10 protein-coding genes are annotated in these 15128 nt (G+C 71.8%); 5 read left to right on the top strand and 5 right to left on the bottom strand.

Annotated features, from left to right (window positions below; genetic code table 11):
• Positions 1-5: 5 nt before the first annotated feature.
• Together ACVGV2_RS03370 and mbhE are read right to left on the bottom strand one after the other, a co-directional pair.
• Positions 6-596 carry an MnhB domain-containing protein gene (locus tag ACVGV2_RS03370; RefSeq protein ID WP_459164587.1) on the bottom strand — a complete coding sequence of 197 codons (591 nt, stop codon included), beginning with the start codon at positions 594-596 and terminating at the stop codon, positions 6-8.
• Positions 593-3028 carry a hydrogen gas-evolving membrane-bound hydrogenase subunit E gene (gene mbhE / locus ACVGV2_RS03365; RefSeq protein WP_459164586.1) on the bottom strand — a complete coding sequence of 812 codons (2436 nt, stop codon included), beginning with the start codon at positions 3026-3028 and terminating at the stop codon, positions 593-595. The genes ACVGV2_RS03370 and mbhE overlap by 4 nt, the downstream gene beginning before the upstream one ends.
• A 547-nt stretch (positions 3029-3575) precedes the next feature.
• Between mbhE and ACVGV2_RS03360 the strand changes: the two genes are divergently transcribed.
• The 4 genes from ACVGV2_RS03360 (at position 3576) to ACVGV2_RS03345 (ending at position 8866) form a co-directional block, all read left to right on the top strand.
• Positions 3576-5426 (top strand): serine/threonine-protein kinase, encoded by a 1851-nt coding sequence (locus ACVGV2_RS03360; RefSeq protein WP_459164585.1) that lies wholly within the window; start codon positions 3576-3578, stop codon positions 5424-5426.
• A 199-nt stretch (positions 5427-5625) separates the two neighbouring features.
• Entirely contained in the window at positions 5626-6477 is an 852-nt protein-coding gene (locus ACVGV2_RS03355) for a purine-nucleoside phosphorylase (protein WP_459164584.1), read from the top strand.
• Positions 6478-6561: 84 nt separating this feature from the next.
• Positions 6562-8253, top strand: coding sequence for a phospho-sugar mutase (locus ACVGV2_RS03350; protein WP_459164583.1), 1692 nt, complete (start codon positions 6562-6564; stop codon positions 8251-8253).
• Positions 8254-8404: 151 nt separating this feature from the next.
• Positions 8405-8866, top strand: coding sequence for a flavodoxin family protein (locus ACVGV2_RS03345; RefSeq protein WP_459165851.1), 462 nt, complete (start codon positions 8405-8407; stop codon positions 8864-8866).
• A 484-nt stretch (positions 8867-9350) separates the two neighbouring features.
• Here the strand turns inward: ACVGV2_RS03345 and ACVGV2_RS03340 are convergent, their stop codons facing one another.
• The 3 genes from ACVGV2_RS03340 to lat form a co-directional block, all read right to left on the bottom strand.
• The gene (locus tag ACVGV2_RS03340) at positions 9351-10490 is read right to left on the bottom strand and encodes a glycosyltransferase family 2 protein (protein WP_459164582.1); all 1140 of its coding nucleotides are present in this window, start codon (positions 10488-10490) and stop codon (positions 9351-9353) included.
• Positions 10491-10969: 479 nt separating this feature from the next.
• Positions 10970-11596 carry a uracil phosphoribosyltransferase gene (gene upp, locus ACVGV2_RS03335; RefSeq protein WP_459164581.1) on the bottom strand — a complete coding sequence of 209 codons (627 nt, stop codon included), beginning with the start codon at positions 11594-11596 and terminating at the stop codon, positions 10970-10972.
• 198 nt (positions 11597-11794) lie between these two features.
• The gene (gene lat / locus ACVGV2_RS03330) at positions 11795-13339 is read right to left on the bottom strand and encodes an L-lysine 6-transaminase (RefSeq protein WP_459164580.1); all 1545 of its coding nucleotides are present in this window, start codon (positions 13337-13339) and stop codon (positions 11795-11797) included.
• 369 nt (positions 13340-13708) lie between these two features.
• Here lat and ACVGV2_RS03325 point away from each other — a divergent pair, with 369 nt between their 5' ends.
• Positions 13709-15115, top strand: coding sequence for a sugar porter family MFS transporter (locus ACVGV2_RS03325; protein ID WP_459164579.1), 1407 nt, complete (start codon positions 13709-13711; stop codon positions 15113-15115).
• Positions 15116-15128: the final 13 nt, after the last annotated feature.

The following is a 15128-nucleotide window of genomic DNA, read 5'->3' as shown; positions in this document are numbered from 1 at the left end:
GCCGATCATGACTGGCCCCTTTCCGCCGCTGCGGCGTCGGCTTCGATCGCCGAGCCGAGCGTGCGCAGCAGGTCGAGCACCACGCCGACGATCAGCAGGTACACCCCGATGTCGAGCACGAGGCTGGAGACCAGCTTGATCTCGCCCAGCCCCGGTACGGTCAGCTTGAAGATCTCGCCGGTGAGCACGGGGTCGCCGAAGATCAGCGGGAAGAACGCGGTGAGCACGGCCAGGGTGAGCCCGAGGCCGATGAGCACCGGCGGGCGCAGCGGCACCACGGCGCTACCGTCCATGCGGCCGCCGGCGAGGTAGCGCAGCACGAACGCCTGCCCCGCCACGAGCCCGCCGCTGAACCCGCCGCCGACGCGGTAGTGCCCGGCGAACAGCAGGTACAGCGACAGGACGAGCACCGTGGGGAACACGATGCGGGCGGCCAGTTCGAGCAGCACCGAGCGTTCGCGGCTGTCCCGCGGGAACCCGGTGAGCAGCCAGCGCTCGGTCGGGGTGTCCCAGTTCGTCCAGGACCGACGCGCCTGGCGGGTTTCCAGTTCGGAGGTGCCGCGCTGGCCGGACAGCGCGGATCCGCCGTTGCTCATTGCCGACCCTCCCCGTGCGTGTCGGTTCCGTTCGCCGTGCCGCTGTTCGCCGTGCCGCTGGCCGTCGAGGTGTCCGCAGCCGTGCTCGGCGGCGGCGACCCGGTGACGACGTGCGGCGCGGTGCGGGTGCTGCGCCTGCGGCGTTCGTGCCGACCCGCGAGGATGAGGCTGGCCACTCCGGTGGCGGTGATCCCCAGCACCGAGATCTCGCCGACGGTGTCCAGCGCGCGGAAGTCGACGAGGATGGCGTTGACGACGTTCTCCGCGCCGGCGCCTTCTTCGGCGTTGGCGATGAAGTGCCCGCTCACGGCCGAGGGGGCCTGGCGCGCGGCGCTGAACACCAGCGCGGACACGGCGATGAACGTGCCCACGGTGCCGGCCACGAGCGCGCGCGGCCAGCGCAGCCTGTTGTTGCTCTCCCGCTCCTGGCGGAAGCGCACCGGCAGTCGGCGCAGCACGAAGACGAACACGACCAGGGTCAGCGTCTCGACCATGAACTGGGCCAGGGCCAGGTCGGGGCCGCCGTCCACGATGAACAGCCCGCCGATGCAGTAACCGATGATACCGACCATGAGCACTGCCGTGAGCCGGCGCCGCGCACGCAGCACGGCGAACGCGGCGACGATGGCGCCGAGGGCCAGCGCGACCTGCAGCGGGTTGTCGTAGGCGCGCAGGTCCACGGGCAGGTCGGCGGTGTGGGCGAGCATCGCCGTACCGGGCACGAGCAGCACCATCACCAGGATGACGCCCAGGTAGATCGGCAGCGAACCGGCCTGGATCCGCCCGGTGATGCCGACCGCGGTCCGCTCCAGCGTCGCCATGATCGACTCGTAGCCGCGCTGCGCGTCGGCGATGCGGGGCAACCGGGCGCGGAACGCGCCGACCGAGTTGCGGGCGAGGTGCAGTGCCGCACCGCCGACCAGGGCGATCACCGAGCACAGCAGCGCGAGGTTGAACCCGTGCCACAGCTCGAGGTGGTACGTCTCCGTGCCGACCGCGAAGTTCGTCGCGTAGCCGGCGGCGAGCGCGTCGGTGATCGGGTAGCCGATGCCGAGCACGAGGCTGACGGCGGCGGGCAGCGCGGCCGGCACCCACAGCACCGGGCTCGGCGCGGTCGCCCGGGTCGGGGCCAGCCCTTCCTTCGTGGCGAAGGCGCCCCACAGCAACCGAGCGGTGTAGCCGGCGGTGAAGATCGAGCCGATGAGCAGGCCGATCGCCCCCCACGTGCTCAGCGCGCCCCCACCGGCGATGAACGACTCGAAGGCCGCCTCCTTGCCGAGGAAGCCGAGCGTCGGCGGCACTCCGGCCATGGAGAGGGCGGCGATCGTCGTCAACGTGGCCAGCCACGGCATGCGTCGGCCCAGTCCGGAGAGCTCGCGCACGTCGCGGGTGCCGGCCTGGTGGTCGATGATCCCCACGCCCAGGAACAACGCTGCTTTGAACATGCCGTGGGCGAGCAGCATCGTGTCGGCGGCGAGCATCGTGGTGTACGTGCCCGGCCCGGCGAGCACCATCAGGAAGCCGAGTTGGCTGACCGTGCCGTAGGCGAGCAGCTTCTTCAGGTCGTACTCGTGCAGCGCGCGCCATCCCGCCACGATCATCGTGACGAGGCCGAACACCACCGTGAGCACCGTCCACAGCTCGACATCGGCGAAGATCGGGGCCATCCGGGCCACGAGGAACACGCCGGCTTTGACCATCGACGCCGCGTGCAGGTAGGCGCTGATCGGCGTGGGCGCGATCATCGCGGCGGGCAGCCAGTTGTGGAAGGGCAGCTGGGCGGACTTGGTGAACGCGCCGACGAGCACGAGCACGGCCGCGACCGCGGCGGGGGCGCCGCCGGGCGGGTCGGCGGTGAGCTCGGAGATCCGGTAGGTGCCCGCGCTCTCACCGAGCACCACGAACCCGAGCAGCATGACCAGCCCGCCGAGGGTGGTGACCATCAGCGCCTGCACCGAGGAGCGGCGCGATTCCCGGCTCACCCCGGCCTGCCCGACGAGCAGGAACGAGCAGATCGTGGTGAGCTCCCAGAAGACGTAGACGGTGAGCAGGTCGTCGGCGAGGACGAGCCCGAGCATCACGGCCGCGAAGGTCAGCAGCAGCGGTGCGGAGCGGCGCGCGGCACCGCTGCCGGGTCCGAAGTAGGCGGCGGAGTAGACCAGCACCAGGGCGCCGATGCCGGTGACCAGGATCGTCAGCAGCAGTGCGAGGGAGTCGAGGCGGAAGGTGAATTCGAGTCCGAGCAGTGGCGCCCACGTCAGGCTCTCGGTCCGCGGCACGCCGTGGAGCGCGCTGCCCGCGTGCGCCAGGGCCCAGACGAGCATGGCGGCCGGCGGAACGGCGGCGGTGAAGAACGCGGCCCGCGTGCTGCGCCGGGCGAGCGCCGGAAGCGCACCGGCCACGACCAGGTGCACGAGGACGAACGCGAGCAAAGACACCTCCTCGTTGCCGGACGGTCACCGCCGTCGGGTGCGGATGCGCACCGCACGTCGCGGTCCACCGCGACCGCCCGGATTCCGGGGCGGTGCGAACCCACCCGCGGGTTGGGACATGTTCGGCACCCGGGAGGTCAGCAGTCCGACCGGTGCGGAGGCACGCGACATGCCGTCCGGCCCCGCCGAGTCCCACCGTCGGTGAACTCGGCCCCCGAGATTGTTCGCCACCGGCCATCCGTACGCACCGCGACACACCCGCGTCAGCGAGGTGCGTCAACCACCCTCACACGTACCTGCCACCCATGAACCACCGGTGGGGCGAAGCCTTGTGGGCCAATCTAACCGAAAAGTACGACGTATGCCCAATCACGCATATGTCGTGCGCGAGGACGACGCGCCGACGAAAGTCGTTTTCACGGAGCACGAAAGCCGCGCGTTAACAGCTCGCCGCCCTCCACCTCGTGGGAAAAATCACCTACCATCCGGACTTCGAACGAACGACCGGATTCCGCCCCACCTCGCCGAGCACGGGACAATCATCCACTTGACCACCGACAGCGACGACGCCGACGGCGCCGGGCGTCTCATCGGCGGGCGATACCGCCTGGACGCGCGGCTCGGCCGCGGCTCCATGGGTACCGTCTGGTCCGCCACCGACGAGCTGCTGTACCGGCCGGTGGCGGTCAAGGAGATGCGCCTGCCCGAGGGCATCCCTGAAGAGGAAGCCGCCGAGCTGCGCGAACGCGCCCTCCGCGAAGCCCGCGCGATCGCCGCGCTGACCCACCCGAACGTCGTGATGCTGTACGACGTGGCCCGCGAGGAGGGCAGGCCGTTCGTGGTCATGGAGCTCGCGCCCGCCCGCAGCCTCGCGTCCGTCCTCGACGAGCACGGAGCTCTCGAGGACACCCAGCTGGCCCTCGTCGCCACCGGCGTCGCCGCCGGGCTCGACGCGGCGCACCGCGCCGGCATCGTCCACCGCGACATCAAACCCGGCAACGTGCTCATCGGCGGTGAGGAGCGCATCAAGATCACCGACTTCGGCATCGCGCGCAGCCTCAGCGACAGCACCATCACCCGGACCGGGACGATGCTGGGCACACCCGCCTACATCGCCCCGGAGATCGCCGAAGGGCACGGCGCCGCGGCGGCGAGCGACCTCTGGGGACTCGGCGCGACGCTGCACGCAGCGGCCCGGGGAGCACCGCCGTACGACGCCGATGCCGATCCGCTGGAGACGGTCGCCAGCGTCGTGCGCGGCCCCGTCCCGGCTCCGCCCCGGGAAGGCCCCGTCGGGGAGGTCGTCGCGGGCCTCATGGTCAAAGACCCCACCGCCCGCATGCCGCTGACCGAGGTGCGCCGCCGCCTCCAGCCGCTGCTGCCGGAACCGGGCGTGCACCCGTTCGCGATGCTGCTCGATCCGGACGCGCCGACGGCGCGCGCCGACCGGGAGCGCGCGCGCACCGACTCCGCGGACGCCGGGCCCTCCGCGGAGTCGGACTCCGCGGGCGGTGCGCCTGCTCCGGAGCAGGCGCAGGACTCGGAGCGGGTGTCGGGCCCGGACGGGGCGGCCCCCGGGGCCCCCGCGGCGGAGGCCCCGCCCGCCGGCGGTTCCACTGCCGCGAGCGGTTCGGGTCCCGGTGGTTCGGGCGCCGGTGGTGCCGCCTCCGGTAGGGGTTGCGCGGCCGCACCGCTGGCCGCCAGTCCCGGCGCACCCCCGTTCCCGCTCACACCGCCGCGTCCGCGCCGGTCCCGGTGGCGGACGGCGGCACTGGCCGCGTCCGCGGTGCTCGTGTTCGCGATGGCCTCAACTGCCGGTTTCGCCGGCACCCGCGCGGTCGCCGGGGACCCTGTGCTGCCGGCGAGCCTGAGCAGCCACACGGTGGACCGCCCGCCCGCGCTCGGCACGCTCATGCCGTACTCGGACAACGCCCAGCACACCTCCGCCCCGTCGGGAGGCCGCTTCTCGCTGAGCGTGCCCGAGCGGTGGACCGGCTTCCACTACGAAGCGCGCGAATTCGCACCGAACAAGACCATCTCGTTCGTCTCACCCGACGGGACGATCGAACTGGCGGTCCAGCGGTTCGGGGGACTCCTCTCGAGCGGGTACTCCACGTCGGACTACCTGCAGCGGCTGCCGGAACTGGCCGGCGGTTCCCCGCAGGACTTCGAGCTGCTCTCGGACACCGCGGAGCCCGGCGGCAACGCGCACCAGGTGCGCTACACGACGATCGAACGCGGCTCCGACGGCGAGCAGGAGCAGCGCAGCTCGATCGCGGAGCTGCTGCAGCGGGGAGACGACCTGTGGATCGTCCGCGTGACCGCACCGGAGCACTTCGCCAAGACCGGCCGCGAACTGTTCGCCGCCGTGCTGCCCGGTTTCCGCACCGCGCGGTGACCAGCCCGGCCCGGCGAGTCGGATCGACGGGTCGAGCGGGAGACCGGTCGGGGCGAACCGATCAGGGGCAGGCCGTTCAGAGGTGGCTCGTTCAGAGGTGGGGGTGGCCAGGGGTTCGGCCCGACCGCCCCGACGCGCCGGGGTGTGTCGGGAGCGGGGAAACACCGCAATGCTCGGCTCGGCTTCTAAGCTGCCGGATGTGACTGCTTCGAACGCCGACACCAACTCCACCGGGTCCGCCGCCGGGCCCTCCAGCGCCACCAGCTCCGGGGACGTCGCACGGCGCGCCGCGGACGTGCTCGCCGAACGCACCGGGGTCCCGCAGCACGACGTCGCGGTCGTGCTCGGCTCCGGATGGCAGCCGGCCGCCGAACAGATCGGCAGCCCCGCCGCGGAGATCAGCACGGACGAGCTGCCCGGCTTCGCCGCGCCGACCGCGGTCGGGCACAGCGGCAAGGCCTGGTCCGTGCCCCTCGCCGACAAGCAGGTGCTCGTGCTGCTCGGACGCACCCACCTGTACGAAGGCCGCGGCGTCGAACCGGTCGCGCACGGCGTGCGCACCGCCGCGGCAGCCGGATGCCGGACCGTCGTGCTCACCAACGCGGCCGGCGGCCTGCGGGACGGCCTCAGCGTCGGCGAGCCCGTGCTCATCAGCGATCACATCAACCTCACCGGGCTCTCGCCGCTGACGGGAGCGGAGTTCGTGGACCTGACGGACCTGTACTCACCACGGCTGCGCGCCCGCGCGGCCGAGATCGACCCGTCCCTCACCGAGGGGGTCTACGCCGGACTCGTCGGACCGCACTTCGAAACCCCGGCGGAGATCCGCATGTTCCAGCAGCTCGGCATCGACCTCGTCGGCATGTCGACGGTGCTGGAGGCGATCGCCGCCCGCGCCGCGGGGCTCGAGGTGTTCGGGCTTTCCCTGGTCACCAACCTCGCCGCAGGACTCACCGGCCAACCGCTGAACCACGAGGAGGTGCTCGAAGCCGGCAGGGCCTCGGCCACGCGGATGGGGCGGCTGCTGCGCTCCCTCACCGAAACGGCCTGAGGACGGTTTCCAGCGGCGCACCCGGGGTGAGCTGGGCACTGGGCGGGCCGCACGAAACCGACGAGAAATCAACCGGACGGGAACATGGCCATGGACGCCGCAATCAGGCAGACTACGCGCGAGTGGGTCGCCAACGACGTCGATCCACTCTCGCGCGAGGAGCTCGACGACCTGCTCGCACGGGCCGACACCGGTCACACGGCGGCCGCGCGGGAGCTGGTCGACCGCATGTCCGGGCTGCCCCGGTTCGGTACGGCTGGGATGCGCGCCCCGGTGCGGGCGGGCACCAACGGCATGAACCGCGCGGTGGTGATCCGCACGACCGCGGGGCTGGCGGCTTGGCTGCGGAAGACGGAACCGGGCGAGTCGGTCTTCATCGGGCGCGACGCCCGGCACGGCTCCGAGGCGTTCGCGCGCGAAGCGGCGGCGGTGCTCGCCGCTGCGGGCTTCGACGCGCGAGTGCTCACCGACCCCTTGCCCACGCCCGTGCTGGCCTACATGACGCGGACGCGCGGAGCGGCTGCCGGCATCCAGATCACGGCCTCGCACAACCCGCCCGCGGACAACGGGTACAAGCTCTACCTGCGCGGGGGCGTGCAACCGGTCGCCCCCACCGACGCGGAGATCGAGGAGGAGATCGCGGCCTCCGCGCCGGCCGCCGCCGTACCACGCGCGGACACGTGGCAGTGGTGCACCGGTGCGCTTCAGGACTACCTCGACCGCGTGGTCCACGTGCCGCGCCGGACCGCTGCCCCGCCCCGGATGCCGCGGGTCGCGGCGACCGCGCTGCACGGCGTGGGAGCCGCGGCGCTGCGCGAGGCGCTGCGGCGCTGCGGGTTCGGTGACGTGTCGTTCGTACCCGCGCAGGAACACCCGGATCCCGATTTCCCGACCGTGGACTTCCCGAATCCGGAAGAGCCGGGTGCGACCGATGCGCTGCTGGTGCACGCCCGGGAGAACGCGGCGGATCTCGCGATCGCGCTCGATCCGGACGCCGACCGCTGTGCGCTCGGCGTGCTCGAGGGCGGGCAGTGGCGGATGCTGCGCGGCGACGAAACCGGCGTTCTGCTCGGTTGGCACATCATGTCCGCGCTGCAGGGGTCGTGCGATCCGCCGCCGCTGGTGGCCACCACGTTCGTGTCCGCCACGATGCTCGGGCGCATGGCCGCTGACTTCGGCGTGCGCTACGCGGAAACCAGCACCGGTTTCAAATGGCTGACCCGCGCCGGCGACGGGCACGGCACCGGTCTCGTCTACGCCTACGAGGAAGCCCTCGGCCACTGCGTCGACCCCGGACACGTCCGCGACAAGGACGGGATCTCGGCGGCGGTGCTCTGCTGCGACCTCGCCGCGCGGCTGGCAGCGCAGGACCGCGGCCTGCTGGATCTGCTGGACGAGTTGTCCCTGCGCCACGGAGTGCACCGCACCGACCAGGTGTCGCTGCGCGTGCCGGACAGCGCCGAGCGCATGGCGCAGCTGCGCGAGCGGCCGCCGGCCGAACTGGCCGGGGCGCCGATGCGGCTGCGCGATCTGCTTCCCGGTGCTGACGCGCTCGAGTTCACCGGTGCGGATGACACCAGAGCGGTCGTCCGGCCGTCCGGGACGGAACCGAAGCTGAAGTGCTATTTGCAGGTGGTGGAACGCCCGGCGCCCGAAGCGCACGCCGGCGATGCGGTCGCGGCGCTCGCGGCGGCGAAGGAACGAGCTGCGGGCCGGATCGCACGGCTGGGCACGGCCGTGGCGGAGCTCCTCGCACCGCACGGGCCAGCGGCATGACCCGCCACGCCCGCGGACCGCCCGGTGCCGCCCGTCCGGGTGCCCGCGCTGTCCGCTGCCCGTCGGTGGGTCCGCTCCGGTCGTTCCCGGCCCGTTATCCACACTCCCGGTGGGTTGCGTGTTCACGCGCATCCGCGAGAAGGTCCACAACGTGCCCAGGTTGCTGATCGTGCATCACACCCCGTCGCCGAACCTGCAGTCGTTGCTGGAAGCGGTGCTCGACGGGGCGGACACCGACGAGATCGAGGACGTCGAGGTCGTGCGCAAAGCCGCGTTGGAAGCGACCCCGTCCGACGTGCTCGCCGCCGACGCGTGCGTTCTCGGCACGCCGGCCAACCTGGGCATGATGAGCGGCGCGCTCAAGCTCTTCTTCGACACCGTCTACTACCCGTGCCTGGATTCCACCCGGCAGCGGCCGTACGGGCTCTACGTGCACGGCAACAGCGACACGTCCGGCGCGGTGCGCGGCATCGAATCCATCACCACGGGACTCGACTGGACGAAGGCCACCGACAACGTGCGCGTCACCGGCGAACCGGACAAGGACGACGCGGAGGCGTGCTGGAACCTGGGCGCCACGGTCGCCGCCTACGCCGCGGGGCTGATGCCGTGACGCACCCCGCTGCACCACCCCCGCAACTCCCACCCGAGGCGTGGACGGAGCATCGCGCTTCGGTGCCACCGGCCGTCACCGCTCGCGCGGAACCCGGTGACGTCCCCACCCTCCGCGCGAAAGCCCGCTACGGAAGGGCCGCTGCGCGAAAACCGTGGTCATACGGGCAGATTACCCCAGTTGATCTTGGTCGGCGTGGAACGAGTAACCTGATCGTGTCGTCAAGGTCCGCCTTGGCGGCCAGTGGGCGCCCTGAGCAGAGCCCGCCTTCCCTCATCACCGTGCAATGTTCAGGGCGCCCCAGTCCGCAACCACATCGGTCGTCCTCCACGTAGCGCGGTACCGCGCGGGGAGGACGCGACACCGCAGCCCGCGCACGGGCGCAACGGTGCACCGCGGTCGAACCCCCATCGTCCCAGCCGAACCCGACGTCAGCGCGTTCCGGCGCGCCGGAACGCGCCGGCCGCTCCGTCGCCGGACCCGCTCAGTAGCGCGTGCGGCGCCCCTTCCACGCCGTCTTGCCGCGCACGACGCGCACCACGCCGTCGAGCAGGACGCTGCCGAACATCGTGCCGGACACCGGAGCCAGCGGCGCGTACCGCGGATCCGAACCCATCATCCGTGCGGTGCGCACGTGCGCGATGCTCTGCGCGGCCCAGCCCGCAGCCCCCACCGCGGCCAGTCCCCGGCGGCGCGTGCCCAGCCCGACCAGGGTGGCCGCGGGGGCGGCCAGCGACGCGACGATCTGCCCGACGCCGATCGCCGCCAGAGCGGGCACCGAACCGCGCGTACCGGCCACGAAACTCTTCCGGAACGACCGCCAGCCCTGGCGGAACGGGTCCATGCCGGTGGTGACCGCGTGCGTGCCCGAATCGACCAGCTGCGTCGTGCCGCCGTGGTCACGCACCCGCGTCGCGATCGCGATGTCCTCGTTGCGCACGGACGCCAGGGCCGACCACCCGCCGATCTTGTCGTAGTGCGAACGCCGCAGCAGGATGCAGTGACCGATCGCGAAGGCCTTGCGCCCCCGGCCGTCCGGCGCCGCGTTCTCCCCGATCATCTGCAACCCCGGCGGCATCAGCCAGGGCCATGTCGCGGAGTGCTGCTCCGGCGGACCACCGGGCGTGGAGACCAGGTCGGCATCGGCGTCCTCCGCCGTCGCCAGCAGACGGCTGACCAGTTCGGGGCCGAGCTGCATGTCCGCGTCGACGAACATGAGCCACTCGCCGGCCTCCGGCTCGTCCGCGTGCGCAACCCCGGAGTGCATCGCGTGGACCTTGCCGCTCCACCCCTCCGGCAGTTCGTCCAACCGCACCACGCGCACCCGCGGGTCCGCCTCGGCGTGCTGGCGGGCGATCACCGGCGTGTCGTCGGTCGAACCGTCGTCGACGACGACGATGCGCAGCGCGCCGGCCGCGGAGCCGGCCCGGTTGCCGTGGTTCTGCTCCCGCAGTGCGCGCACGCACGCGTCCAGCACGGCGGCTTCGTCGCGGGCGGGAACGACAGCGGTGACCTTCGGCGGCAGCGTGCTCGGGGCGCTGGACCCACCGAGGGGCAGCACCGCACGCACTTGGGACAGCGTCCGGACGTTGCGGTACACCACCCCGGCGGCTGCCGCTGCCAACAGGCCGCGGGCGCCCGCACGTAAGAAACCGGATTGTCGTGATGTCACGTGCACAGGTTCCCACGAACCCGGCGAGCTGGTCTCCCCCGGTCGTGGGGCTCGTACTCCGAGTGCACGTCCCCACCGGCGGCGAACCAACACGATCGGCCGCACTTCCGACTTCTCGGGAGGAGAGCACGTGCTCCTGTTCGCCGGCAGCGATCGTTGCCCCGGTCGAGCGCGCAAGCGGAGCGCCTACCGTCCTCGTGCTCCGGCGCGTCGGACCCCAACCGACCCCACCTGACCAGGGGTTTGTACATTTCTCGAGAAATGTCGCCGACTTTTCTCGAGAAACGTGCACACGGCCGAGCCCCACCGCGCAGCAGGCACACCGCGCAGCAGTCCCACCGCGCGGTTCAGCTGTGGGAGCCCGTTCGCGGGGCGTCCCGGGGCAGGCGTCCCGGTGCAGGCCTCCCAGGTGAGCCTCCCGGGTGTGCCTCTCAGGTGACGGCGCCGTATTCGCGGTCGCCCGCGTCGCCGAGGCCGGGCACGATGAAGCCCTTCTCGTCGAGCCGCTCGTCCACGCTGGCGGTGACGACCCGCAGCGGCAGTTCCGAGTCCTCGAGCCGCCGCAGGCCCTCCGGCGCCGCCAACGTGCAGATCGCGGTGACGTCGCTGGCGCCGCGTTCCACGAGCATGCGGATCGTGTACGCCATCGACCCGCCGGTGGCCAGCATCGGGTCGAGCACGAACACCGGGCGGCCGGAGAGGTCCTCCGGCAGCGACTCCAAGTACGGCGTCGGACGCAGGGTCTCCTCGTCCCGGGCGAGCCCGATGAAGCCCATCTGCGCTTCCGGGATCAGGCGGTGCGCCTGATCCGCCATCCCGAGACCCGCCCGCAGCACGGGGACGAACAGCGGCGGCTCGGCCAACGTGTACCCGCTGGTGCGCGTGATCGGCGTGTCGACGTCATAGGTGGCCACCGCGGCCTCACGGGTGGCCTCGTACAGCAGCATGAGCGTGAGCTCCTGCAGCGCGGCGCGGAACTCGGCGCTGTTGGTGCGCACGTCGCGCATCGTGCTCAAGCGCGCCTTGGCGAGGGGGTGCTCGATGACCCGGACATCCATGAACAACCACGGTAACCGCAGGCGCAGCGCACTTGACGAACCGGCGGCACCGGCGTGGTCTCCGTCGCACCGCGGGTCACCACGTCGCTACCGCAGGTCGCCGCGTCGCCACCGCGGGTCACTGCGTCGCCACCGCGGGGCGGCGGCGCGGGGCACCGCGGGGCGGAGCACTCGGCTCCGCCCCGCGCCCCTCCCCGATCAATGCGCCCGGTGCAAGCACGTGCGCATCGCCGCGACCGCCGCGGAGACCTCCTCCTCCGAGACGGTCAGCGGAGGGCGCCACCGCACGGAGTCCGGCCCGCTCGGCAGGAACAGCGTGCGACACCGCCTCCGGGCATCGGCGATCACGTCGTCCCGCACTGCGCGGTCGTGAAAGCCGATGGCACACATGAGACCACGTCCGCGCGGATCCCGCAGCGCGTCGGGGAACTCCGCGGCGAGCCCGCGCAGTTCGGCCCGCAGCAGCTCCCCCATCCGCGCGGCGTGGTCGAACAGCTCATCGCGTTCGATCCTCCGCAGGACGTGCGTGGCCCGCACCATGTCGACCAGCGAACCACCCCAGGTCGAGCTGATCCGGCTCGGCTCCCGGAACGCGTTGTCCTCGACCTCCAGCACGCGGCGTCCACCCTGGACACCGCAGACCTGCATGCGCTTGCCGAAGGCGATGAGATCCGGGCGCAGGTCGAGTTCCGCCGAGACCCAGGGAGCCCCGGCGAGGGCCCCCGTCTGCACCTCGTCGGCGACGGTGAGCACGTCGTGCTCGGTGCACAGCTCCCGCAGCGCCCGCAGGAACCGCCCGCGCAGGTGCCGGTCGCCGCCCTCGCCCTGGACCGGTTCGTAGACGAGGCAGGCGATCTCCGCGCCGTAGCGCTCCAGTTCGGCGCGTGCCTGCTCGAGCGCGGCGTTCTCGGCCGGCAGCAGCCCCGGGGACTCCCACTCCTCGGCGGAGACGACCGGGCTGGGTATCCGCGGCCAGTCGAACTTGGGGTAGTCGCGGATCTTCGCCGGTTCGGTGTTGGTCAGCGACATCGTGTACCCGCTGCGACCGTGGAAGGCGTGCCGCAGGTGCAGCACCCGGTGCGCGCGTGCGGCCACGCCGGCGCGCGCGTTGCGCTTCGTCTTCCAGTCGAACGCGATCTTGAGCGCGTTCTCCACCGCGAGCGTGCCGCTGTCGATGAAGAACAGCAGCGGCAGCGCGGGATCACCGGCAACGCGGCGGAAGGTCTCGGCGAACTCCGCTTGTTCCGCCGTGGCGAAGTCCGGATTGGACGGTTTCGTGCGCGCCGCCCGCAGCAGCGCGCGTTCGCACGCCGGATCACGCAGCGCCGGGTGCCCGTGCCCGAGCGGTGCGGAGCTGAAGTACATCGTCATGTCGAGGTATTCGGTGCCGTCGCGGGCGTCGCTGAAACGGCATCCGCTGCCGGAGTCCAGGTCGACGACGATGTCGAGCAGGTCGCCGGTGACGCTCGCGCGCAGCTCCTGCACCGCACGCGCGGTGGGGACCGTGCCGCCGTCCCCCCGCGGGCCAGGCGCAGCGGCATCGGCACCGCGTCCGTCGACGCTGCCACCGGGCTGATCGACGCTGCCGCCGGGCTCCTGAGTGCCGTCACCGGGCTGCTGAGCGCTGCTGCCGGGCTGGTCAGTGCCGGGCTGGTCAGTGCCGGGCTGGTCAGTGCCGCCGTCGGCGCTTCGGTGCTCGTGCCGTGTCGCGGCCTCGCGCGCCGCCTCGTCCCGCAGGGTCATCTCCGACCTCCCGAGTACGCCGTGGGAACGATTTTCCCAACTGACCCCACAGTAGTTGAATAATATCCTTTTCAATACCACTTACTAAGGAAATTTTCCCACATCGGAGGATGTCACGCGGAAGGCGGACACCACAGCGCCTGCGCGGCGATACCCTCGCCCCGACGACCGCGCCCCGCGCGGCCTCCGCCGTCCACTCACACGCCGCGACACCGCTACCCGACCCGCACCACCGCCCACCGGTTCGTCCCCCGTCCACAGTGCTCGGACGTGCGACGTTCGCGGAGCGGCGGAAACCCCGCACAGCTCGTATGATTCGGCCGGGCGATCCGCAGTTCGGACCCGGCACAGCCGTCCTAGGGAGCTGCCATGGCGAGTGGCACCGCACGCGAGAACAACAGCCGGCAACGCGACCGCGGAAGCGGCCTCGTCATCGGCGCGTCGATCATCGCGGCGTTCGGCGGGCTGCTGTTCGGCTACGACACCGGAGTCATCTCGGCGGCCATCCTCTACATCCGACCGGAGTTCGGGTTCGGCGACTCCACGCAGGAAGTCGTGACCGCCTCGATCCTCGTCGGTGCGGTCATCGGCGTGCTCATCGGCGGCCCCGTCTCCGACCGGGCGGGACGCCGCAACACGCTCATCGCCGTGACCGTGCTGTTCACGCTCGCCACGCTGGCCTGCGCGCTGGCGCCGAACGTGGAGTTCCTGGTGACGTCCCGCGGATTCCTCGGCGTGGCCATCGGGATCTCCTCGCTCGTCGTCCCCGGCTACATCGCCGAGATGGCGCCACCGCATCGGCGGGGCACGCTCGTGTCGCTGCACCAGTTCATGGTCACCGTCGGCATCCTCGTCTCGTACATCGTCGGCTACGGCCTGTCCCACACCGGCGCGTGGCGGTGGATGCTCGGCGTGGCCGTTCTGCCCGCCGTGGCCATGTTCCTCGGCCTGCTGCGACTACCGGAGAGTCCGCGCTGGCTGATCACGCACGGCCGGCAGGACGAAGCGCGGGCCGTGCTCGCCCGCACCCGGCCGCCCGAGCACGTCGAATCCGAACTCACCGAGATCCGCGACACGGTGCAGGCCGAAGGACGCATCACCTACCGCGAACTGCTCGGGCCGCGCTACCGCCGGTGGGTCTCCGTCGGCGTCGCCGCCGCCGGCGGCAGCCAGGTCGTCGGGGTGAACGCGATCATCTACTACGCGCCCACGATCCTCACCGACGCCGGATTCGGCGATGCGGGCGCGATCCTGGCCTCGGTGGGCATCGGCACGCTCAACGTGCTGTTCACGATCTTCGCGCTGGTGTTCATCGACCGGCTGGGGCGGCGCCCGCTCATCCTCGGCGGCACGGTCGTGATCATCGCGGCCCTGGCGTTCATCGGCCTGCTGTTCACGCAGCCGGTGCAGGGCACGGTCGCCGTGCTGCTCATCGCCGCCCTGATCGTCTACCAGTCGGCGTTCGCCTGCAGCCTCGGCATCGCGATCTGGCTGGTCAACAGCGAGATCTTCCCGAACAGCGTGCGCGGCAAGGCGGGTTCGTTCGGCATCGTCTCGCACTGGGCGCTGAACTTCGTCGTGTCCATCTCGGTGCTCACGCTCATCGGCCTGTTCGGCGGGCCCGCCGGGGTGTTCTGGCTCTACGGCGTGCTCGGGCTGTTCGTGCTGATCTACCTCTACCGCTGGCTGCCGGAGACGAAGAACCGCACGCTCGAGGACATCGAAACCGAGCTCACCAGCCGCACCGGACGCCAGCGGGCCCGCCGCGAGACGTGACGACCGCGGCGGC

The organism is Bounagaea algeriensis (assembly GCF_054491375.1).
The sequence above is the reverse complement of the archived record's forward strand: the minus strand, read 5'-3'. Positions and strand labels throughout refer to the sequence as shown.